Origin of the sequence: Mitsuokella jalaludinii DSM 13811 (assembly GCF_000702905.1) — a bacterium.
GTDB classification, from domain to species: Bacteria; Bacillota; Negativicutes; order Selenomonadales; family Selenomonadaceae; genus Mitsuokella; species Mitsuokella jalaludinii.
This window is the reverse complement of sequence record NZ_JNKR01000007.1, coordinates 48,149-70,804: the sequence shown is the minus strand read 5'-3', so window position 1 is coordinate 70,804 and position 22,656 is coordinate 48,149. Positions and strand designations below refer to the sequence as shown.

At 59.2% G+C, this 22,656-nt stretch carries 7 protein-coding genes; 1 reads left to right on the top strand and 6 read right to left on the bottom strand.

What is annotated here, in order from left to right; genetic code table 11:
- The 4 genes from nusA to T518_RS05615 form a co-directional block, all read right to left on the bottom strand.
- On the bottom strand, positions 1 to 1,137 hold the full coding sequence (gene nusA / locus T518_RS05630; protein ID WP_036376531.1) for a transcription termination factor NusA: 1,137 nt from the start codon (positions 1,135 to 1,137) through the stop codon (positions 1 to 3).
- A 65-nt stretch (positions 1,138 to 1,202) separates the two neighbouring features.
- Positions 1,203 to 1,655, bottom strand: a complete 453-nt coding sequence (locus T518_RS05625; RefSeq protein WP_036376528.1) for a ribosome maturation factor RimP — start codon at positions 1,653 to 1,655, stop codon at positions 1,203 to 1,205.
- A 169-nt stretch (positions 1,656 to 1,824) separates the two neighbouring features.
- Complete coding sequence (locus T518_RS05620; RefSeq protein ID WP_036376525.1) at positions 1,825 to 3,015, bottom strand: MFS transporter; 1,191 nt, start codon at positions 3,013 to 3,015, stop codon at positions 1,825 to 1,827.
- 55 nt (positions 3,016 to 3,070) lie between these two features.
- Entirely contained in the window at positions 3,071 to 3,487 is a 417-nt protein-coding gene (locus tag T518_RS05615) for a MarR family winged helix-turn-helix transcriptional regulator (RefSeq protein ID WP_036376523.1), read from the bottom strand.
- Between the two features lie 137 nt (positions 3,488 to 3,624).
- On the opposite strand from T518_RS05615, the gene T518_RS05610 reads away from it, so the two are divergent.
- A complete protein-coding gene (locus T518_RS05610) occupies positions 3,625 to 4,656 on the top strand; it encodes an aldo/keto reductase (RefSeq protein ID WP_036376520.1) in 1,032 nt (343 codons plus the stop codon).
- Positions 4,657 to 4,714: 58 nt separating this feature from the next.
- Here the strand turns inward: T518_RS05610 and T518_RS05605 are convergent, their stop codons facing one another.
- A complete protein-coding gene (locus T518_RS05605) occupies positions 4,715 to 5,146 on the bottom strand; it encodes a YbjN domain-containing protein (RefSeq protein WP_036376517.1) in 432 nt (143 codons plus the stop codon).
- Positions 5,147 to 5,258: 112 nt separating this feature from the next.
- A complete protein-coding gene (locus T518_RS05600; RefSeq protein WP_036376515.1) occupies positions 5,259 to 22,649 on the bottom strand; it encodes a leukotoxin LktA family filamentous adhesin in 17,391 nt (5,796 codons plus the stop codon).
- Between the last annotated feature and the right edge of the window lie 7 nt (positions 22,650 to 22,656).

The following is a 22,656-nucleotide window of genomic DNA, read 5'->3' as shown; positions in this document are numbered from 1 at the left end:
TCATTCAACCTCAGCCGTGAAGGACTCGTCCCCCGTGACTTCGACCTCATTCATGTTGGCATCGAGCTCTTCGTCAGCAGCCTGCGACTCGCTCTTGATATCGATCTTCCAGCCCGTGAGCTTAGCGGCGAGGCGGGCGTTCTGCCCTTCCTTGCCGATCGCGAGCGAGAGCTGGTAGTCCGGCACGACGACGCGCGAGACTTTCTCCGTCTCATTGACAGCGACGGAGACGACCTTGGCCGGGCTCAGCGCATTGGCGATGAACTTGGCCGGATTCTCGCTCCACTTGACGATATCGATCTTCTCGCTGCCGAGCTCATCGACGATTGACTGGACGCGCAGGCCGCGGTGGCCGACGCAGGAGCCGACCGGGTCGACGTTCTCGTCCTTCGAGTAGACAGCGATCTTCGAGCGGTTGCCCGGCTCGCGGGCGACCGACTTGATCTCGACGATGCCCTCCTGGATCTCCGGCACCTCGAGTTCGAAGAGGCGTTTGAGGAGGCCCGGATGCGTGCGTGAAACGACGATCTGCGGTCCCTTGTTCGTCTTCTTGACCTCGACGACGTATGCCTTGATGCGGTCGCCGTGCGCGTACGTCTCCGTCGGGATCTGCTCAGCCGGCGTCAGCACGGCTTCCGTCTTGCCGAGGTCGATGTAGACGTTGTGGTTCTCGACGCGCTCGACGAGGCCCGTCAGGATGTCACCCTCGCGGCTCATGAACTCCTCGTAGATGATGCCGCGCTCTGCCTCGCGGATGCGCTGGACGACGACCTGCTTCGCCGTCTGAGCGGCGATGCGGCCGAAGTTCGCCGGCGTCACCTCGATCTCGATGACGTCGCCTACCTCGTAGTCCGGCTTGATCGTGCGGGCCTGAGCCAGCGAGATCTCCGTGATCTCGTCCTCCGGGTCCTCGACGACCGTCTTGATCGCGTAGACATGATAGTGACCCGTCTCTCTGGAAAGCGTGACGCGGACATTCTGCGCCGAGCCAAAGTTGCGCTTGTAAGCCGAGATCAGGGCAGCCTCGATGGCCTCGAAGAGGACCTCTTCATCGATGCCTTTCTCCTTGCCGAGCTCTTTGAGCGTCATCAGGAATTCCTGACCATTGTCCTTCGCTTTCGTCGTTTTTCTTGCCAAAATGATATCCTCCCAAATGAACGGGGGAATGCCCCCTTTTTTTGCTGTATCAGATGCTTGCGCCGTCAGAAGTCGATATGCAGGCGGACCTGTGCGATATCCGCCAGCGCAATCTTCGCCGCGCCGTCGAGCTCGATGGCATCGCCGTCAAAGCCCGTGAGCTCGCCCACGAGGAGCTTCTTGCCCTCGCGCGGCGCGTAGAGCGTGACGTCGACTTTCTTGCCCTGCTCGCGCACGAAGTCGCGCGGCTTGCGCAGGACGCGGTCGATGCCCGGCGAGGACACCTCCAGAATGTACGAATCCGGCACAACATCGCCCTTGTCAAGTTCCGCTTCGAGTTTCTCGCTCAGGGCCTGACAATCCTCGATATCGATGCCGCCTTCCTTATCGATGTAGACGCGCAGATACCAATCGTGCTCCTTGACATACTCGACATCGACGAGCTCAATGACGTCCTGATCCTTCAGGAGCTCCTGCGCGATTGCCTCCACGGCATCTTCAACCTGCTGCTTTGCCATACATCCACCTCCAGATTTCTGCTTGTGCTTCACGGTGACCCTGTCATCCGTGTCTTTCTCGCATAAGATTAAAGAGTGGGTTCGCACCCACTCTTCACTAAACAACCTTAAATTAACTATTTCATCTTAACACAAAAGACAAGGCTTGTAAATGGTATCTGAAAAAAAGTCACGTCATTGTTGTGCTCTGCTTCTTCCGATGCGTGCGGCGCCAGATGAAATAGAGCACGGCGTTGAAGAAGATGATGGCCGTGCAGCAGATGCCGTACATGAAAGCGTAGCCAAACTGGGCGGCGACGAAGCTCAGGAGGACGGCGGCGAGGCCGACGCTGATGTCGAGCGACCAGAAGTAGGTGGCCGTCGCGACGCCGGCGCGCGCGGCGGGCGCACTCTCGACGGCGAGCGTCTGGAAGGCTGGCGAGAGCGCGCCGAAGCCGATGCCGAGCACGGCGGCCGAGATGAGCAGGCCCGCCGTCGTCCCGACCTGGCTGAAGAGCAGCATGCCGGCGGCGAAGCAGGCAAAACCCGGATAGACCGTCCAGTCGGGGCCCTTCTCGTCGAAGAGGCGGCCGATGACGGGGCGCGTCAGGATGATGACGAAGGCAAAGACGACGAAGAACAGGCTCGTCTCAGCCTGAAGGCCGAGGCTCTTGGCGTAGAGCGGGATGAAAGTCAGGATGCCGCCGTAGGCGAAGAAGACCATGCCGCCTAGAAGTGCCGGCGCGAGCGAGCGCCGCTCGATGAAGTCCGAGAGATGGAAGCCCTTCTTCTGACGCCCGGCCGGGCGGACGACCTCATCGGGCAGCCGGCGCGCATTGGCCGCAAGGAAGGTCAGCGCCGCGAGCGCCGTCAAAAAGGCAAACAGCGCTATGCTGCCGAAATTGCCGATGAGCACGAGGCCGATGAGCGGGCCGACGACCATCGCGAGGTTCGTCGAGAGCGCGAAGTAGCCGATGCCCTCGCCCTTGCGCGAGGCCGGCAGCACGAGCGCAGCCATCGCCGCCGCAGCCGTCGTCGCGAGCGCGAAGATGCAGCCGTGCAGGAAGCGCAGCGCATAGATGGCCTGCTCGGAATGCAGCCAGTTGAAGGCGAGCATGACGAGAAAGAACGCGATCGTTGCGGCGCGCATCAGGCGCTGCTTGTTGACAGCATCGATGATGCGGCCGGCCAGCGGGCGGCAGCTCACCGCACCGATCTGGAAGGCCGTCATCGCGAGGCCCGCCTCCATGTCGCCGCCGCCGAGCGTCTCCATGATGAATATCGGCAGCGAAGCCACCATGATGTACTGCGACATGAACAGGAAGAGGTTGCTCCCTCCCATCCCTAGGAATTCCGGCGTCCATAGCTTCTCTCTCTGCATGTGATCTTCCTTTCCAAACCATTCCACACCAATAACGGGCAGTCGTGCGCCGCACTCAGAGCCTTTCCTCGATCTTGCGCAGCATGCGGCGCAGGTCCTCCTGCTCCGCCTCGCTGAGCGCCCCGAGGAAATCGAAGTTCTTGTGCTCGTCGAGCTCGGTGAGCCGCGCGACGAGCGCTCTGCCCCGCTCCGTCGTCCGCAGCATCATGTGGCGCATGTCATCCGGATTGGGTGTGCGGTCGATGAATCCCTTGTCGTCGAGATGCGTGACGAGCGCCTTGACCGTGTTCTGGTTCTTCTCGATCTTCTCGGCGAGCGCCTTCTGGCATAACGGTTCATATTCTGCAATCGTCTTGAGCGCCACCCACTGCTCCACCGTGATGCCATACGCCTTGAACACCTCGTCGACCGCATAGTGAATCTTGCGCGCCACGCGGCTGATCATGTACCCGATCGTATTGTCCAAAATCATGCCATATCCTTCCTTTCTCGTTCTCTTACATTCCGCCTATTATAGTACGGCCTCGTACAATTGTCAAACAGAGCGCCCTCACCCTGTCAAACCGATCGATTTTTGTATATAATAGAAGCAGACTGGAGGATGATACAATGGATATCTGCAAGACATACACGGCTGCCGCATCGCGTTACGAGGCGATGGCTTATCCGCACTGCGGCAGGAGCGGGCTGCGCCTGCCGCGCGTTGCGCTGGGACTCTGGCACAACTTCGGCGACACGGCAGACTACGCTACGATGAAGGCGCTCTGCTGCACAGCCTTCGACCACGGCATCACGTACTTTGACCTCGCCAACAACTACGGGCCGGCCTACGGCAGCGCCGAGCGGAACTTCGGCCGCCTCATGGACGACCTCTTCCGCCCCTACCGCGACGAGCTCGTCATCGCGACGAAAGCCGGTTACGACATGTGGCCCGGCCCCTACGGTAACTGGGGCAGCCGCAAGTACCTGATCGCGAGCCTCGACCAGAGCCTCAGGCGCATGCACCTCGACTACGTCGACATCTTCTACCACCACCGCATGGATCCCGAGACGCCGCTCGAGGAGACGATGGGCGCGCTCGCGCAGATCGTCAGGAGCGGCAAGGCGCTCTACGTCGGCCTCTCGAATTACGACGGCCCGACGCTCCTGCGCGCTGCGACCATCCTGCACGAGATGCACGTGCCGCTCATCGTCAACCAGAACCGCTACTCCATCTTCGACCGCACGATCGAGAAGAACGGCCTCAAGAACACGTCGGCAGACCTCGGCCTCGGCATCGTCGCCTTCAGCCCGCTCTGCCAGGGTCTCCTGACCGACCGCTACATGAGCGGCATTCCCGAGGACAGCCGCATCCGCCGCGACGGCCGCTTCCTCAAGGAGAAGTCCCTGACGCCCGAGAAACTCCAGGCCATCCGCGCGCTGAGCAAGCTCGCCGAAGAACGCGGCCAGACGCTCGCCGAGATGGCCCTCGCCTGGGACCTCAAGGACGCGGATGTCACCACCGTCCTCATCGGCGCCTCCAAGCCCGAGCAGATCCTCGACAACATCAAGGCCATCGAGAACACCCACTTCACCGCTGAAGAGCGGCAGGAGATCGACGCCATCTCCCTGGCCCCCGGCGTCCAGGGACTCGTGCGCTGAACATGTTCCTGCACACAAAAACCGCTTCGCAGCAAGATTGCTGCGAAGCGGTTTTCTGTCAGTCCCAGACGATCTTCATCAGCTCTGGATAATGGTCCTCAAGTTCCTGCAGGAGGACGCGGAACATGGCGTAGACGAGGTCGCCGTCAATCTTCTCTTCGCCGCAGAGGATGCAGGTGTCGAGCACGACGTTCTCTTCGTCGTCAATGTAGTACTTGCATGTCTTGTACTTCTTGTTGTAGCGGTTGAGCGTCTCGAGCAGTTCCTCGCGGTTCTGGCTACGCACGGCGCGCGGCACGACGAGGATGCGGATCATCGCGTAGATGCTCGTGTCGAGGATGACGACGAGCGGCAGCCGGTTGCCGCGGACCTCCGCAAACGACCGGAAGGCCACCGTTTCGTAGTTGTCATCGGGGATCTCCTCGATCGTGAAGGCCAGAGGACGCGTCTTCTCGACGTATGCTTTGAATTCTTCTGCTTTCTTGTTCATGATGCTCACCTTTCCTTATCTGTATCTTCATCTGTATCTTCTGGAATGATTTAACAGTCCGCCGGGGCACCACGGAACTCGATTAGTGTGTCCCGGCTTTCCTGTCATGACGTCATGCCTTTTCGCTTTCTGCTTCATCAACGTCCGTCACTCCTGGCTTTGCCTTGGATGCGCCGAGGTAGTCCGACGCATCGACGAGGCCGAAGCGGTCGTGGAGCGAGAGTGCCGGATGGTAGTACGTACGATAGAAATCGTAGCGGTCCTTGTTCTTCATCATGCGCATCCAGTCCGCCTCCGTGTAGCGCTCGCGGTTTACCCGGTAGTGGTCGGCGAGGTCCAGGAGGTTGCCATTGCTGTGCTGCGCATTGACCTGGCCGTAGAAGCGCAGGAACATCCAGCGCTTCTCGTCCGGCTCACCATTGAGCCAGGACGAGAGTGCCTCTTTCGGGTCGTTGATGGCCGTGTCGTTCCAGTATGCGCTCGTCACGCCTTCCTCATAGACCGGCGCCGTGCCGAAGACATTTGTCGTCATGACGCCATTGCTGAACCGTGCCTTGTTGAGGACGTAAAGCTTGTCGAGCAGGAGCTGTCCCTTGCTGACCGAGACGTCGCCGTTCTCCAGCCAGAGGTGCTTGAAGCGGACGCCGCTGCCCTCGTTCGTGCGGATGTCGCCGATGTGGAGGTTCTTGATGGGCGCATCGTCCGACGCACCTTTCGGCGTGATCGTCAGCAGCCCCTCGGCACCTTCGCGCTGCAGGATGTCGTCGATGCCGATGTCGGCACCGGCGACCGCGATCTCCTGCCCCGCCGTGATGTGCTTGACATTCATGACCTTGTCCGGGTTGCGGACAAACATGGCCACGAGGTCGCCGTCCATCGTGTCGAGGTAGAGGCTGCCGTTCTTGAGCTCGGTCGCCGCCTCTTTCTTGGCATAGAGGCCGTAGAGGTCGACATTGCCCGTTCCCTCATGGCGGATCGTGACATTGCCATTCGTCGCATTGACAAAGGCGCGGTCACCGTTTGCCTGGCGGTGGCTGTCCTTGATATCGCCCGTGCCCGTCGTGCGCAGCTCGACATTGCCGCTGACTGCGGTCAGGCGGATGTCCTCGGCCTTGCCCGCATCACGGCCGTCGAAGACCATGCTGCCGTCGTGCGTGTGCATCTTGATATCCCGATTTGCTGTGACGTCCCGGCGCAGCGTGATCGTGCCCGACTGAGCCGCATCCGCGATTGCATCGCGGTCGGCATTGACGAAGCCGTCAATCGTGATATCACCGTCATCTGTCGTCATCTGGATGTCATGCGCGGAATCGACAGAGCCCGTCACGCGGATGTTGCCCTTGCCTTCAAGCTTCTGGCTGTCCGATGCCGAGAGCACCGTGTCGCCGTCCTTCGAAGTCAGCGAACCGTCGACTGTGACATTGCCTTCCGTCGCCTTTGCCTCGGTGAACGTGCCGCTCTGGACATTGCCCGTCACAGAGACATCGCCGCCGGCTGCCGACAGGTCTGCCGACGTGCCGCTTGTGATATCACCCGTGACCGTGACGCTGCCATTATCGGCCTGTACCGCAGCAGAGGTACCGCTCTGGACATCGCCGTGGATCGAGACATCGCCGTCAGTCGCTTTGGCAAGCGTCGCCTTGCCGCTTGTCAAGCTGCCTTCGACCGTGACACTGCCCTCATCGGACTGCACTGTGACGTCGGTGCCGGCCTTCATCTGGCCTTTGACCTTCACATCGCCGCGCGCCGTGCGGGCCGTGGCATTGCCGTTATCGGCGACGAACTCGCTGTCAATCGTGACAGCACCGTCGCCGGACTCAGCTGCAGCGTCCTGGGCCGCGTGCATCTTGCCGCTGACCATCACGCTGCCGCGCTGCGTCTTGACTGTGGCCGCACCCGTCTTCGAGTCGACCTTGCCCTGGATCTCGATGTCGCCATCTTTGCTCAGGGCTTCGGTATTGCCGCTTTCCGTGGCGAGCAGGTCGCCCTTGACCGAGATAGCGCCCAACTCAGCCGCCTGGAGCTTCACGCCGTTCTTGGCCGTCACGAGACCGCGGACCGTGATTGGCCCACGGAGAGTCGTCAGCGCTGCCGTCGTGCCAGCATTGACCGTGCCGTCCTTCACCGACGTGCCGACGGTGATTGCACCGTCTTCCGTCGTGACGTCAACAGCCTTGTCGGCCTTCAGCGTGCCGTCGACTGCAATCGCACCGTCATCTGTCGTCATCTGGATGTCATGCGCGGAATCGACAGAGCCCGTCACGCGGATGTTGCCCTTGCCTTCAAGCTTCTGGCTATCCGATGCCGAGAGCACCGTGTCGCCGTCCTTCGAAGTCAGCGAGCCGCCGACTGTGACATTGCCTTCCGTCGCCTGCGCCGTGACCGACGTGCCGCTCTGGACATTGCCCGTGATAGAGACATTGCCGCCGGCTGCCGACAGGTCTGCCGACGTGCCGCTTGTGATATCGCCCGTGACCGTGACGCTGCCATTATCGGCCTGCGCCGCAAAAGAGGTGCCGCTCTGGACATCGCCGTGGATTGAGACATTGCCGTCAGTCGCTTTGGCAAGCGTCGCCTTGCCGCTTGTCAGGCTGCCTTCGACCGTGACACTGCCATCCGCAGACTCAGCTGTAGTGTCGGTGCCAGCCTTGGCATCGCCCTTCTGTTTGATGTCATGATAAGCGTTCAGGGAAATCGCACCGGTATAGGCCGTTGTTGCGGCACGGTTCTCGATGGAATCGCCAGCCTTCATGGTCACATTGCGCTTTGCTGTGATGGCTGCGTCGTTGATGATGCTACCATCTGTTGCCGTCAGGACGATATCCTGCTCGGCGTGAAGTGCATCGCTGTTATTGAGGCTGCCCTTTGCCGTTTCGCGGATATCCGCTTTGGCATCCAAGCCGCCCGTCGTGACCAGCGAACCTTCGTCGTTTATGAGCGCAATGCCTGCTGCGGCTGCAATCGGGCCGTGGATATCGAGGTCGTTGGCCTCGCCGTTCGCATAATTGCGGACGGTGACATCCTGGGCCTTGCTGCCGTCGGCGAAGATGACTTTCAGGTCCTCATCGCCGCCGTTGCCGAGCACGATGTCCGTCGCCTCGCTGGCGTTATTCAGCGTCACCTCCTTGAACGCATTGAACATCTTGGATTCTGCCTCTGCTCCGCTGTTCAGGCTGATGCCTGCCGCTGCGTCCACAGAAACATCCGAAGCCGTGATGGCATGAGCTGCCGTCTGGTTGATGGAACCGTCGGCCTTCAGTTTCAGCGTGCCAGCAGTGAGCGTGCCGTTTTTCAGGTTGATTTCCCTGTCACTTGACAGGTTCACCGTATCTGCCTGCACCTGGCTCACAAGCAGCGACGCGTTTTCGTTGCTCCCAAGGCCCAGGCTGGTTTCAGCCGCCACATCAATCATATGGCCCGGATTCGTCTTCACCATACCGAGCAGGAGAAGACCGTCCTGTTCCCCGGCCTTTCTCTTGCCGGCCAGGTAAATATTGCCATCTTTTGCTTCAGCATTGATGGTCGCGCCATTTCCCAGGATGCGTACGCCGCTGTCCTTTGCACCGATGCCGCCCTCTGCCTTCAAATCAAGTAGTCTGCCGGCATTGAGGTAAGCCTGTGCCGATGCGTCAGGACTCATGGCGATATCCTTCCTGGAGGCCAGCACCATATCCTTGCCGGCATAGAGCCCGGAAAGCTGCAGATTGTGATTGCCCACACTGCTGATATACATGCTGCCGTCCGTCAGAGCAGACAGGCTGCCCGTAAGGTCGACGTCAATGGGTTTGTCCGCTGCCCCGATGTCGGAACTGCCGCCTTCGAGGATCAGATTCTTTCCGTTCAGGTTGGCACTGCCATCCTTCAGGGAGTTGGTCACACCGGCTTTGCCCAAAACGCGGATATCACCCGTGCTGGTCGTTACTTTGCCCAGTTTCAGGACTGTATCCTTATTTTCACCGGACGCACGGCCGGCCACATAGATATTGCCGTCGGACGCGATGTTCAATTCACCTCTAGCTTCGATGCCCACAGGCACCTTGCCGTAGATGCGGAACACATTCTCACCCTTGTCATTCTTGGTATAGCCCACATCGGAAACGTTGGCATTGACGACTTTCTTCAGGTCATCGAGACGTTCATCCGTGGTGATATCCTTGACCAACACATCTTCGGCCGCCTTGTCCGAGCCAATGTTCTTCGCGTGGATCGTGATATTCTGACCGGAAATGTTCGCTTCCTTCAGTTCTGTATCCGTACTGCCCTGAGCCTTGTTGACGATGGCATCGCTGATGGCATAGAGAAGCTCATTTTCCGTCCAGCCGGCACCGGCCTTCTGCAGATTGGCCAGATGATTTTTGGCTGTATCGCTTTTAGCCAGATAGTCGTCAGCACTTGCATAAGCGCCATAGCGGTCTTTCAGGGTCTGATAATTGACGTCATTTTCAGCTGCTTCTTCCTTGTTTGCATAAGCAGTCTTCAAATTTAGGTACTGCGCAAATTCAGACTGGACACCGTCCTTGTATGCGGCCACGTCTTCTGCCTGTTTCTGCTTGTACTGTCCTTCACCGTCGATCAGGCCCAGGTCTTTCCAGCCCTGAACGAGATCTGCCGTATTGCCACGGTCGATGGTCTCGCCGCTGGGCAGGGCATCGATGAGGCTGCCTGCAGTGGTCAGCGTCACATTGCCGCCCGTCGATTTGATGGTACCGACGCGCAGATTGCTGTCTTCTGCTGCATAGATATCGCCCTTAGCCGTAATGTTGACACTGCTGGAAAGCGGGTTCAGCACGTCGACAGCGTGATCCGGTGTTTCCACCTTCAAAGCCGTCGCGGCCGTACCAACGCCTCCCTGCCGGCTGACGATGTCGATGCGATTGCCTTTGACAGCCTCAGCCGTGCTCTGGGTCAGATTGCCCAAAACAGTCAGGCTGACATCGCCATTCATGTTCTCCGCTTTTACCAGATTGACATGGCCCGCTTTGCCATAGGCACCGTCAACGGTGATGTTCATATTGCCTCTGCCGGTATTGGCCGCGTCGAGCTTCACCGTATCGCCAAGGGACTCGATGGCAATATTCGTCAGGCCCTTTTTGGCGCTGAGCTTGATGTTGTCGCCCTTGAGCAGGCCGCCATTCTGATTGATGGCACCTTCCTGCGATGTGATGGCAATGGTCGAGCCCGCCCCGCTCTGGCTGGACTGGATTCTGCCGGCCAGGGTGACCCCGGCTTTGCTCGTCACATTGATGGCCGAATTGCCATTCTGATTGCCGAGGAAACCAATATCGATGCCGTGATCCGCTTTGACACTGCCCACATACTGCTGGGCCGTACCCGTGTTGGTATCCCATTCGGTGCGTTCCCAATGGAACCAGCCCAGGAAGCCTGTCTTCCAGCGCTTGGTGACCACTGGCTGCGTCCGGGAATTATTCAGGACCACATTGTCGTAGACAAAGACATACTGCTTGTCCTTATTCGTAAGGTTGCTCGTATCGATATAGACGCCGTTATCATTGGTAAAAGTCTTATGACCCATATCCTGTGGCGTAATTTCCTGTTCATACTTCGTCAGTTCCGTTTCATTCAGCGTCGTGACAGCTCCCCAGAGGCCGGCTTTATGGTCATGCTCGTAATGTTTCTTCGTGGTGACTTTTTGGCCACTGGTCCAGTTGTAGCGCAGGTCTTTCTGTGGATTGTACACGGAAGAAGCACCGCTGGTGCTGAGGACTTTCCAGTCGCCGGCAGCTTTGTCCCAGTTTGTCAGGTCCTTGACCACCGTACTATTGCGGGTATATTCCGTGACTTGATTCCTGGAGGAATCGGCAATGCTGATCAGGCCGTCATTTTTGTTGCTGATAAGCTTGCCCACCTGCAGAGCCGTGTTCGTATTGTTAGTCACGCTGATGTCATAGGCACCGTCGAGGGCCACAATTTTGCCATTGCCCGTGCTGGAAATGCGGCCGCTCAGATAAATCTTGCCGCCGTGGGCATCGATATCGGGGATGACCAGTTTCTGCGTCGACGGATTGTAGTAGACATCAGGCTGGTATTTGTAGGTACCGTCCGCCTGCAGGACTTTGCCGCCTTCCTGTACAAGATAATACGTTCCTGTGGTGATGACCGCATCGGACAGATTCTGTTTGCCCATGCGCGCCCAGCTGCGGTCTAGCTTCTGGACTTGCGGCGTCACTGTGCTGGCAACGGTAACTTCGTATTTGCCGTAGCCGCTCTGAATCAGGCCGTTGAAGTTGATGTCCGACGCGTTGATGTAGATATTGTCGCCGGCAATGCGCGAACCGCTGCCGTTCAGTACATCATCATGCGTCCGGTCTTCCGCATGAACGCGCTCAGTATGCTCAAAGCCATAAGCTTTGTTGTATTCCTGGACTTCACTGTTGAAATATTTGTCTTTGTACAGCTGTTCCGGGTTGCCGCCGATGTTGACGATGCCCTGGGTAAAGCCCTGGCTGATGCTCTTGCCGGCGGTCAGGTGGATTTCCTTGCCGTTGACTTCCGCCGTGCGGCTGCCTTCGCCCTGCAGGAGAATGTTGTAGTTCTTGTCTTCTACCGTAACGACGCCATTTTCCGCCTCGACATTGCCGTTAATTTCAATATCGGCCTTCGGGACGAGCTCGGCATCGACCTTTTTGCCCGTCTTCTTGTTATTGGCATCGACTTCGTCGATTTTCGCTTTGATGGCAGCCTTGCCGTAGTCGCTCTTGATGGTGACCGTGCCACCGGTACTGGTGGCAGCGTCGGTGCTGACCGTCAGATTGACGGCAGAGGACTTGTCCTGATTGGCATTCTTGATGATCGCAACGGCATCTTTGGCCAGAGACTGGCCATTGTAGTGGATTTCACCGCCCGGATTGACGGCTCGCACATCTCCCACTTTCAGATAAAGATTGGTATGGTTTTCCACAGTAGCTTCCGGACTGCCCTGGGCTTTCAAGGTACCTGCGCCTTTCAGGCTGCCTGCTTCCACCGTGATATTGCCGCCCGAAGCGACGATATCCGGCAGCGTGATGGTATCCACCGTAAGGCCGCTGACAGGCACCAGATATTCCTTGCCATCTTCTCCGATTGCCTTGGACAGAAGGCCCAGGTCGTTGAGTTCGTTGTAGATGCGCGTCTGCTCATCCTGATAGCCTTTCAGCGCCGTCAGGTCCTTGCTGTCACTGTACTGGCTGATCAAGTTAGCCAGTTCATAGTAGCGTGTCACCAGGGCATTGGCGTAATCGATGCGTGCATAGGTGATGTTTGCCGTATCGATGCCGCTCGAAGCGTCGATTGTCGGATGCTGGACAGCATTTTCCTGCCCTTTGACAGCTTTGACAGCAGCCAGTTCATCTTGGTCGAGAACGACAATCTGTCCCGTCCCGCCGATGACGACTTTTTGCTTGTTCTGCGTGCCGGCCGTCACCTTGCCGTCAATCTGTACATAGTTATCTGTCTTGTCGTTGATGCTGTCGGACTTCTTGCCAACGGACGTGCTGGTGAAGTTTTCATTGGCATCGCTGTGATACCAGGTATACTTCACAGACTGTTCGCGCAGGTATTTGCCGGCTTCATCGGCATAAGCACTGACATGACGGACACCGGCGACATCTGCATCCTTGCCGACGATGACCTGATTGGCCTGAGTCAGCGTATCCTTGAATTTCGGGACGGCGACAGAAAGCGCCGTCTTGTTGTAGGCTTCCGACTCAACATTCAGGTCCAGGTTATCCAGGGCGCCGTTTTCATCTTTGCCCGCATAGAGATTGACATCGTTCAAGCTGTAGACTTTGCCCTGGACATCGACTTTGTTCGTCCGCTGCAGGGTGTTCTTGACATCCGACGAAGCACCGCCGACGGCGCCGCCCTGGGTAACGGCCACACCTTTGGCCGTTACATTCCAGTCGTCCGAAGCCGCGAGGGTGATATCGCTGTCCGCCGTATCCGTGCGCAGCGAAGTCTTCCCATCGGTCGTGATGGTATTCTGGCTGGTCAGGTTGTTGTCCACATCCACCCAGGTAGCCGCGCCGGCACCGGCTGCTTTGATATAGCCGGCCGCGTTGATCTTGCCGCCTGATTCTGCTGCCAGGATCTGACTGCCGCTGCTCGTAAGGGACGCATTGCGGGCATCTACATTGGCCGTGCGGTTTACCGTGTTATTGAGCTTAGCGCCCTGCACGGCGACACCGCCATAACCGCTGCCTTCCACGGCATACGCCTTGTTCTGGCCAAAATTTACCTTGCTGTTTGCCTTGGCCGTGAGCAGGCCGCCACTGGTAATCTGACTGCCCGTCAGCACGACATCAGCAGCCCCATTGGCCGTATTGTCGGCCTTGGTGGCACTGGCACCGACGACGGCTGCCTTCGTGGCATCGGCGTTCAGGTCCATATGGTCCGTCTGGGCCGACTGGATGGCCACGTCACCGTTCACATCCCAGCTGCCCTTGAGGGTAACCTTGCTGCCCGTATACGTCTTGTTGTCTACAGCACCGGCCAGGTCGCCGCTGATCATGCCGCCGCCGCTGCCGTCGGCTGTCGTCAGATTGTGCGTCGTGCCGCTGGCATTGGCGGACAGCGATTTCAGCTGCGTCTTATTGCCCTGCAGCGTAATCGTCGCAGTATTGGCATCTTTTTCCGTGCCGCTTCCCGTATAGGCCAGATTCGTGCCGCTGGCGAAAAGGCCGCCGACGGTAATGCCGCGGGCATCGGCTGCAGTCTGCGTCGTGTTGGCCGATATCACGTTCAGAGCCGTTCCCCTATTCTTCTTGAAGGAAACCTTGCCCATCGTCACGTCCGTATCGATATCCGTATTGGCTATCGCCGTATTGATGACGGCCGTACCGCGGCCGGCTGCTGCAAAGCCCTTGACCTTGGCTTCACTGTTGTTTTTTCCATTCTGGCTTTCGGCGCTGGCTGTGATTTCTGCCTTGTCAACATCGAGAGTCGTGCCGTCAGCTACCTGGACGCGGGCCTCGCCTTTAGCAGAGGCCGTTGCCACAGACGCACTGGCACTGCCGAGAAGGGCAACAGAGAGGCTGCCCGTCTCCGCCGTGACAGCCGGACGGGTCGTGGCCTGCAGGCTTGCCGTCTGACCAATGAAGGAGCTGTTCTTGCTATTGCTCTGCGCGACGAGAATCTTGGATGCACCCTCGTCACTTGCCAGGGCGACGACACCGTTGGCACCGACCAGGCCAAAGGCACCGCCATATGTTTTGGCCGTGACCACATTGGCCTTATCGGCCTGCAGGCTGGCCGTTCCCTGGGCCGTATGCAGCGCACTTCCCTTGACTGCAAGATTCACATCACTGGTATTGTCTGCCTTGGAAACAAGGGCTCCGGCCGTCACGAGGCCTGCCGTCGCGCCGTAAACCGACGACGCCGTCTGGGACTTGTCCTCTGCCTTCATTGTGATACCTTCCTTGTCGGAAGTCAGCGTAGAACCCACGGCTTCGATTTTAGTCTCACCGCTGGAGCTGCTCTGGGCATAGGCCGCGCTGACAGCAGCCACACCGGCGATATTCGCCTGATACGCATCGATGCCCGTCTCGCCACTCTGCGCAGCTGCCACAGAAAGGGCCTTGCCCGCCTGCAGTTTACTGCCACTGATGCTGACGCCGGCATCTTTCTTCGCATCGAGGACGGCAACCGTCGCACTGAGCCCTAGCGAACCCGAAACGCTGGCCGAAGCTGCTGTAATCTGGGCATCGGTCTTGCGATCAGCTCGGAGGGCCATCGTATCTGTCGTGGTGATATCAGAGTTCGTCACTGCCACCTGGGTCCCCTTGGCGTCGCTCTTGCCGGAAGAAACGGTCACGCCAGAAGCATCGGTGGCCGCGACGCCCGTATCCCTGTTGTGGAGGGTGTCCTTGACCACCTTGCTGCTCTCATCCCCGTCATCGGTGGTAGCCGTCTTCTGGGAATCCAGGGCCGTATTGGACCTCTTCAACGCAGCGGTCGTATCAAAAGAAGCCCCGTTATTATCGCTGCTGCCGTAGGTATCCGCCAGTTCGGTGCCGATGGAGGTCACCATCACGTTGGCATTGATACCGAGGCTGCCCGCCGTAGCGCCCACCAGGTTCTGATCCACATCCATCTCTTCCCGGGAGGTGATGGCCGCCTTCTGAGCCTTGATGGTGCTCTTGTTCACCTCGGCCAGGGTAGAGGTGCCGATGGTGTTGACGCCCACGCCCGTGGCGATGGCGGCGCCGCCCGCACCAAGCGTAGCCGCGTTGAACTTCGTGGTCACCCGGTTATGAGCATCCACGGCAAAGTCCTGGTCGGCTGCCACGGTGCTGTTATCCACGACCGCTGCAGTCTGGCTGTTCAAATTGTTGACGGAAATCGTCGAAGCCGCCGCACCCATGGAACCAGCCACACCGGCCACGACCGTTGTTACAGAAGTGCTGCTGTCGGCTGCCACGTTCACGGAACCGGAACCAGTCTGGCCGTCTTCCTTACTTGCCGTGACATCACTGTTTATAAGTTCTGCATTGGTGGTGAAGTCATCGTTGACCACGCCCACACCAGCTCCCACGGCGCCGGAAACCATAGCCGCCGACATTGCTGCCGAAGCGCTGACCAGAGTGGTCTCATGGTCGCGTTTGGCCGAGATGTCCAGGCCCTTGTTGTTGCTGATGATGTTCTTCATGGTGGCGGTCACGGAGCCGTCCAGTTTGGTGGCGGCTGCTGTTGCCGCTACTGCGCCTGACCCGTAGATCCCGCCGGCACCAGCCACGCCGTCCGCATTGGTGACGACTGTGGACTTCTGGTCTGCCGTTACGGCCAAGTTCCGGCCGTTGACCGTCTTTTTCGCCGCATCCGTGCCGCTCAGTTCCGCAGCCGTCTCCCGGTCAAGGAGCAGGGTATCCGAAGCCGCGCTCACACCGGCCCCGCCATCGGCGCCGATGCCCACAGACAGGGAGCCCACATGGCTTTCGCTCTTGGTCACATCGTGGGCTTTCACGGCCACATCACCGGCCATGCTGTTATCCAGCTCGGCATTGATGTCCGTGCCGGTCACGGCTGCCCGGGTGGTCCCGCCGATGTTGTTCACCGTCACCGTGCCGGCGGCACCCACGGCCACCGTGTCAGAACCGGCCAGACCGGCTGTCAGGGCCACGCTCTTCAGGTTATGCTGACCGGACGCGGTCACAGCCACGCCCTTCTGCGCGTCGCCCACCGTCTCGGTCTCCTTGCCCCGGGCCTCCAGGGAACTTTCTCCCACAGTGCTTTCCACATTGCCCGTGATGGCATTGTAGCTGACGCCCATGCCGAGACCGGCATTGCCGGCTGCACCGCTCACCGTCCCGGCATAGTTCGTCAATTTTTCTCGCCCATTGGCCAGTACGCCGATGTTGCCGCTGCTGGTCAGGGTGCTGCCCGTCACAGCAGCCTTCACGTTGTTGCCAATCTGGTTCACGGCGATGTTCCCCGCAAGAGCTACCTTGCCGGCCAAAGCTGCGCCCACACCAATGGACGTAATGGTGGAATTCCCGTCTGCCTGCACGGTGGTATGCTTGTCTTTGACCGTGCTGCCGCTCATGGTGGCCGCAGTATCCTGATTGATGCGGTTGACGGCTACGCCGGCGCCGCCGGCAAAGGTGCCACTGCCTGCGCCTACCACAGCCGTACTGTTGATCTCGCTGTTGCTCGTTGCCTGTACGCTCACAACAGCAGCCTTGTCTTCATCCTTGTCGATGGAGCTGTCCTTGATTTCGGCCAAAACAGCCTTGTTGACGAGCGACGTCGCCGCTGCGCCCTGCACGGCCACCTTGCCGGCGCCGCCGACGCCCACGCCAACTGTCGTCAGGGTGGAGTTATCCGCGGCCTTCACGGTCACCGTGCCATTCTTGACATTGGTCAGCGTGGTGGAGACGAGTGCCGCACGCGTCTTCTGCTTGGCATTCTCTGTGCCGGAAGAAGCGCCGCCCACATCGTTGTAGGCTACGGCACCGCCCAGGGCCACCTTGCCGCTGGCACTGACATTGCCGGCAACAGCCACCCGCACATCGTCGCTTTCGGCTTTCACTTTCACAGCTTCGGCATTGGCCACTGCAGTATCTTTTACCGTATTGGTCCCGTCTTCAGGGCGCACTTCCCCTACTGCGGCTTCCGTGTCACTGCCGCCATGGTTCATCACCACGGTACCGTTCACGGCTGCATTCTGGCTGGCGGCCACAGCAGCCCCGATGCCATAAATCTTGCCCGTATTCTTGCCTTCCACATCCACGCTCACACCGGTGGACGGCGTTTTCGCTGTCACGCTGCCTCCGGCCAGGTAGGCACCGATGTGATTGTCCAGGCCATTGTAGGCCAGGGCGGCCCCAACGCCTGCCGTCTTGCCGTAGGCCACGGAACCGGCCACGTTCACAGCCTGTGAATTGCTGGCCGCTTTGACCGCCAGGGAGTCTGCCGTGATGTCCGAATCACTGGCCTTGGCAAGGACCGTGTTGTCCATATCCTGCCAGGTCACGCTGCCCATGCCGCCGAAATCCTTGGAACCGGCGGCCACACCGGCCGATACGTTGACGGCCAGGGAATCCGCATCCGCCTCGGCCGAGACGGAATTGGCTGCAAGGGTGGCGTCGGCGATGGCTGCCGTGAAATCATTGTCGACATTGGCCACGTTGACCGCCGCTCCGGCCGCATTGCCGCTGGAGCCGGCCACCACAAAGGCGGCGCCCACGCTCAGGCTGCCCTTGTTGCCGTCGAAGTCCACTTTTTCACCGGCCGTATCCAGGCCGTTGCTGCTGTCGGAGGTCTTGTAATAGGAAGAACCGTCCGTATCCACGCCGGCATCTTCGGCAAACTGCTGATGCTCCTTGTAGTTCCCCAAAAGGTCCTGATACGGCTTGGCTTCTGCCGAACCGCTGGTGGTATCGTGCGCGCGGACCGCGATGGAATCCGCCGTCACCTTGGCACGGCCATCGATGCCGGCCTTCACCGTATTGTGCAGCCCGTTGTAGACCATGGCCCCGGTAAAGGCGTTGTTCGTCCCACTGCCGCCCACGGCGACGCCTGTGGAGATGGCCGCCGTGATCTGCTTGGTGGCCAGGAGGCTCTCAGCATCAGCCGTTTTGATATTCGTATACATCCCGCCGCTGATGCGGGCATCGAGATCGTTGTTGATATCCGCCACGGTGATGCTGCCGCCCACGGCCGTACCGCCGCCGGTGGCCACATTGGCATTGACGCCGCCCGTGACCTGGAGGTCGCTCTCATAGGCCGTCAGCTTGACAGCGGCCTTCTCGTCAGCCGAAACGCCGGAAACGGTATTCTTCTCGGCGAGAGCCTTCACATCCTTGTCGATGAGGTTGACGGAAACAGATGCGCCGCCCGCGAAGTTGTTGCCGGGCTGGCTGTTCTTGGTCAGGGACAGACCGGTCCCCACTGCCACGGAAGTGCCGCCGGAAAGGGCCGTGACGTCCATGCTCTTGAGGCCCTCGACCGTGCTGTTCTTTACGGCAGATTCGATGGTATTGTCAATCTTGTTGACGCCCACGGCCCCGCTGAAGGCCGCACTCGTCCCGCTACTCTGACCCTTGCGCGCCGAGATGGCCGCACCGCCGCTGAAGGCACCGACAAAAGCAGTATCCCGGGCACCTGCCTGCAGGACGCCGTCATTGTTCAGATTGACATGTGCCCCGTCGATGACGGCCTGCGTCGTATCGCTGACGAGGTTCAGCGACACACTGCCAGCCCCGGCAAAGGCAAAGGACGGAGCCGTCTCGGATTTTGTTGGCACAGCACTCTGCGTCCCGCCCTGGGATGCTCCGGCCCCATTGACGGTGCTGATGACATTCTGTACCTTTTTCGAGACGTCATTGATTTTCCCGTTGACGGTATCCGTGAGGCTCGCCAGCTTGCCAAAGCCGTCGCCGAGCTTGTCAAGAGGCCCTTTGTCCGCTTCTGGTTTTTCGGGATCCTTGCCACTGGCCGTCACGCCGCCAGCCACACTGATGATGTTGATGAGGCCGGTGGTCTCCGCGCTCACGCCCAGCTTGGAAGCCTGGATGCTGCCGCTTTTTTCATCATCATCGGCTGCATCGATGTTCTCCACCGCCGCCCGGTTGACCACATCCACCTTGTTGATGGCCGCCGCAATGCCGGCAGCAGCCGCACCACTTCCTGCCGAGAGCGACAGGATGGCATTGTTCACATTCGTATCGTTATAGCCAGTAATGGCAATGCTGCCCTTCTTGTCCGCATCTTTAACGGCCTTCAGGACAGCGTCTTTGTCCACGAGGGTCTGATTCTTGCTGTCCGAATCGGTCATGGCCAGCATGCCGCTGATGGCGCTGCCTTCCGCCTTGCCCGCCGAGAGCATGACGCCCGTATGGAAGATGTCCGAGCTGCTCGCAAGCTCCATGTCACCGGCCGTCAGGGCTGCGCCCTTACCGACCTTGACAAGTGTATCCGTATCGAAATTCTGATAATTCACGCTGCCGCCGATGCCGACGCCGCCGGCTGCTTCCGCATCATTCTTCCAGACTTTGTTCTTGCCGGTGATGTTGACATCCTTGATGGCTTCTTCGGCCCTCAGGTCCAGCGCATTCCCCGCCGTCAACGACGCATGCTTGCCGACCGTCACATGGCTGCCGTAATCGAAGTCGGTCGCCGTGACCGCCGCGGCCAGGGATGCCTTGGTGTCACTGCCGCCTCTCGAGACAGCAGCTGCCGAGACATTGGCATACTGATTCGGCTCCGTGAAAGCCACGGCATTCGTGACGACGGCCAGAGCATTCGTGACCACTTCACCAAAAGGCGAGGTCACATCCTGCAGCTGCGCCACAGACTGCTGGATTTTCGTGACAGCATTGAGGATTTCCCAGCCTGTCCCGGCGACGTTGCCGATCTTGTTCAGCGTGCCCTCTGCCGTCAGGTTCTTGACATTGGATGTATCCTGCAGATAGTCCGTCGTAAAGGCTGCAGCCATTCCCGTCATGGATGTCTTCAGCTTCTCCAGCTGCTCCAGGATTTCCTTGGCCTGTTCTTGCTTGGCTTCCGGCATGTTTGCAATGGCATCAATCGCCGTATTGAGCTTCTCGATGCTGCGGTCGATCTCGCGTTTCATGCGCTCCGGGCGGTGGTATTCCATGATATTGCTGCTCTGGAGGTTCAAGTTGCCGTTGGCCTTCAGCGTGGCGTGCTGATCATCCGTTCCGTCTGCTACCGTGACATCGGCCTGATTGTCCATGCCGGCGTAGACGACGCCTGTTGCGATGGTCACGGTATCCGAGCTATTGTCGCTGTTCTTGAACGAGCTCGTAGCTCCTGAAGCCGTCATCATCGTGTCGTAGACCTTCGATTCCGCCTTGGCCGTCAATTCCTGCCCGGCCTGGACGGAAGCCTTGCTGCCGATATTCACTTTGGCCTTGTTGGTTTCATCCGCCACCGTCACGGCAGCACCGGCCGAGAGCGTCTGGCCAAGCGTTGTGCTCAAGGGAACGTCGGTATTTCCGCCGTCCTTCTGAAGCTTGCTCAAGATGCCGGCGACAACCTTGTTCTCCTTGACTTTATTGCTGATGCCCGTGAGGTCTGCCGCCTTCATAGCTTCCGCTTGCAGTTTCCCCATACCCAAGTTGTTGTTGCTCACATGGGTGTTCTCATCTGTAGTATTTGTCGCCTTGATCGTGACATCGTTTTTTGCGTTGACCGTCCCCTGCACATCTACGGCACTCGTGCTCGCGTGGACCACTACATCCACGGCAGCCGTGCCCACTGTCTCATCGGTAGCTTTGGCCGTGGCCGAGGTGTTGAGCTTATGGACCGTGTCCGCCGTGACAGAAGCCGAGCCCTGCTCCGCCTCTGCCATCCCGTTGAGATTGACCGTGGCATCGTTCGTGTGGTCCGTAATGGCCACAGCAGCTGCCAGAGAGGCCGAACCTGCCCCAAGCGCACCCTTCTTGACCGTCGTGCTGGCGGAATGATCCACAGCTGACTGGGCATTGGCCTTGATCTGGAGGGCTTTATCCTTGACATTGCCCTTGTCATCCACGGTATCGGCCCCGGTGGCCTTGACGTTGCCGTCAATCTGCACCGTCGCCTCATTCGTGGCCTTGGCATAGCCCATCCCCACAGCCGGAATGGCGCTGGGGACCTTGCTGACCAGCTTGCGCCCCGCAGCCATCACGCCGGCAGTGCCATCGAGATTGGCCTCGGCCGAAACAGCCACCTGGCTGCCTTCCACCTGGGCCTCTTTTTCCACCGTCACACTGGCCTTGTTGTCGAGGATCATGACATTGGCACCGACAGGCACCACATAGCTGAGAGTATCCCCCAGATTATCCGTAACGGAATTGCCACTGTCCACATAGGTGTTGTCAGCCTTTGCTGTCAGTTCTACCTGGCCCGCTGCCTTGACATCCCCCTGGACTTTGACGTCAGCCACGGTCTGGGCAAAGGCGCTGGCACCAGAGGCTGAGTCCTTATTGCCGTTGGTGGCTTCTGCCTTGAGCACAACATCTCCAGTCGCCGTGCTCGTCTTGATGGTGCCGTAGTTCTCCACGCTGGCCGTGATGGTCTTGGGCACATTGATTTCCGGGGTCTCCGTGGTCCCGAGGAGGCCTGCCAGTTTGCCAAGGTCGTTGAACGCCTTGTCATAGGCATTGGCGTATGCCGCCTTGGCTGCCAGCACGATGTCGCCATTGCCCGTTTGCGTGGCCTGCAGATTGCCAAGACCGGCTGCCGTTTTCTGGTCATCGGTCAGATTGACCAGCGAGGCAAAATCCGTCACGCCCGTCTCGATGGCCGCTGCCTTCTCGACGCCGCCCGCTGCTGTGCCGTCAATCGCTTGCCCTGTCAGATTCCTGCCCACGGCAATCTGCGCAGCGTAGAGCTTCACATCGTCTGCCGCGTTGATCTTGCCCAGCACGCTGATGGTGCCGCTGGGATTGAGCGGGATGAGCGGACTGCCATTCTTGATGGCATTGAGATGATCCTCAGTGGCCGCTCCTTTATCAAAAACGCCTTTCAGCGATCCATAATTCGATTCGCCAGGCAGGGATGTCGTAGCCGGTGCCATGACATAGAGGGCCCCCGTATTGATGACGCCACTCTTGCCGACGGCCATGCCCTCGGGGCTCAGGAAGAAGAGATTGCCGCCGATCGTGCCGTTCCTGATGGCATTGACCGTGCCGTTGATGTCGATGCGCGTGTTGACGAAGTTCAGGAGATTCCCGGCATTGATTGTCTCGCCTTGCTTGTGGAAGTACAGATTGGCGATATCATTGGCATCCAGCTGGAATTTCGCGAATTCATTGATGGCAATATCGCCGTGGAGTTTCTGGGCATAGATGTTGTAGACGCCACTCTCCGCAGATACCGGCTGGTTATTGACGTCTTTGATCTCCGAAGCATCCACCGCCGTGGGGCTCATCACGAGTCCTGCTGCCATCAGGGCCGAGAGGACCTTATCGGTCAGCCGATTCGCTTCGGTGCGGGTCATGCGGGCCGCATCCTTGGTGCTTGCACGCTCATTCTTTCGATTCGTATAACGTGTATAACTCATGATGATT

What these genes read in the sequence shown, in the direction of transcription:
- T518_RS05600 (WP_036376515.1), bottom strand. Translation starts at nt 22,649, where the DNA reads ATGAGTTATACACGTTATACGAATCGAAAGAATGAGCGTGCAAGCACC.
- T518_RS05610 (WP_036376520.1), top strand. Translation starts at nt 3,625, where the DNA reads ATGGATATCTGCAAGACATACACGGCTGCCGCATCGCGTTACGAGGCG.
- T518_RS05620 (WP_036376525.1), bottom strand. Translation starts at nt 3,015, where the DNA reads ATGCAGAGAGAGAAGCTATGGACGCCGGAATTCCTAGGGATGGGAGGG.
- T518_RS05625 (WP_036376528.1), bottom strand. Translation starts at nt 1,655, where the DNA reads ATGGCAAAGCAGCAGGTTGAAGATGCCGTGGAGGCAATCGCGCAGGAG.
- T518_RS05605 (WP_036376517.1), bottom strand. Translation starts at nt 5,146, where the DNA reads ATGAACAAGAAAGCAGAAGAATTCAAAGCATACGTCGAGAAGACGCGT.
- T518_RS05615 (WP_036376523.1), bottom strand. Translation starts at nt 3,487, where the DNA reads ATGATTTTGGACAATACGATCGGGTACATGATCAGCCGCGTGGCGCGC.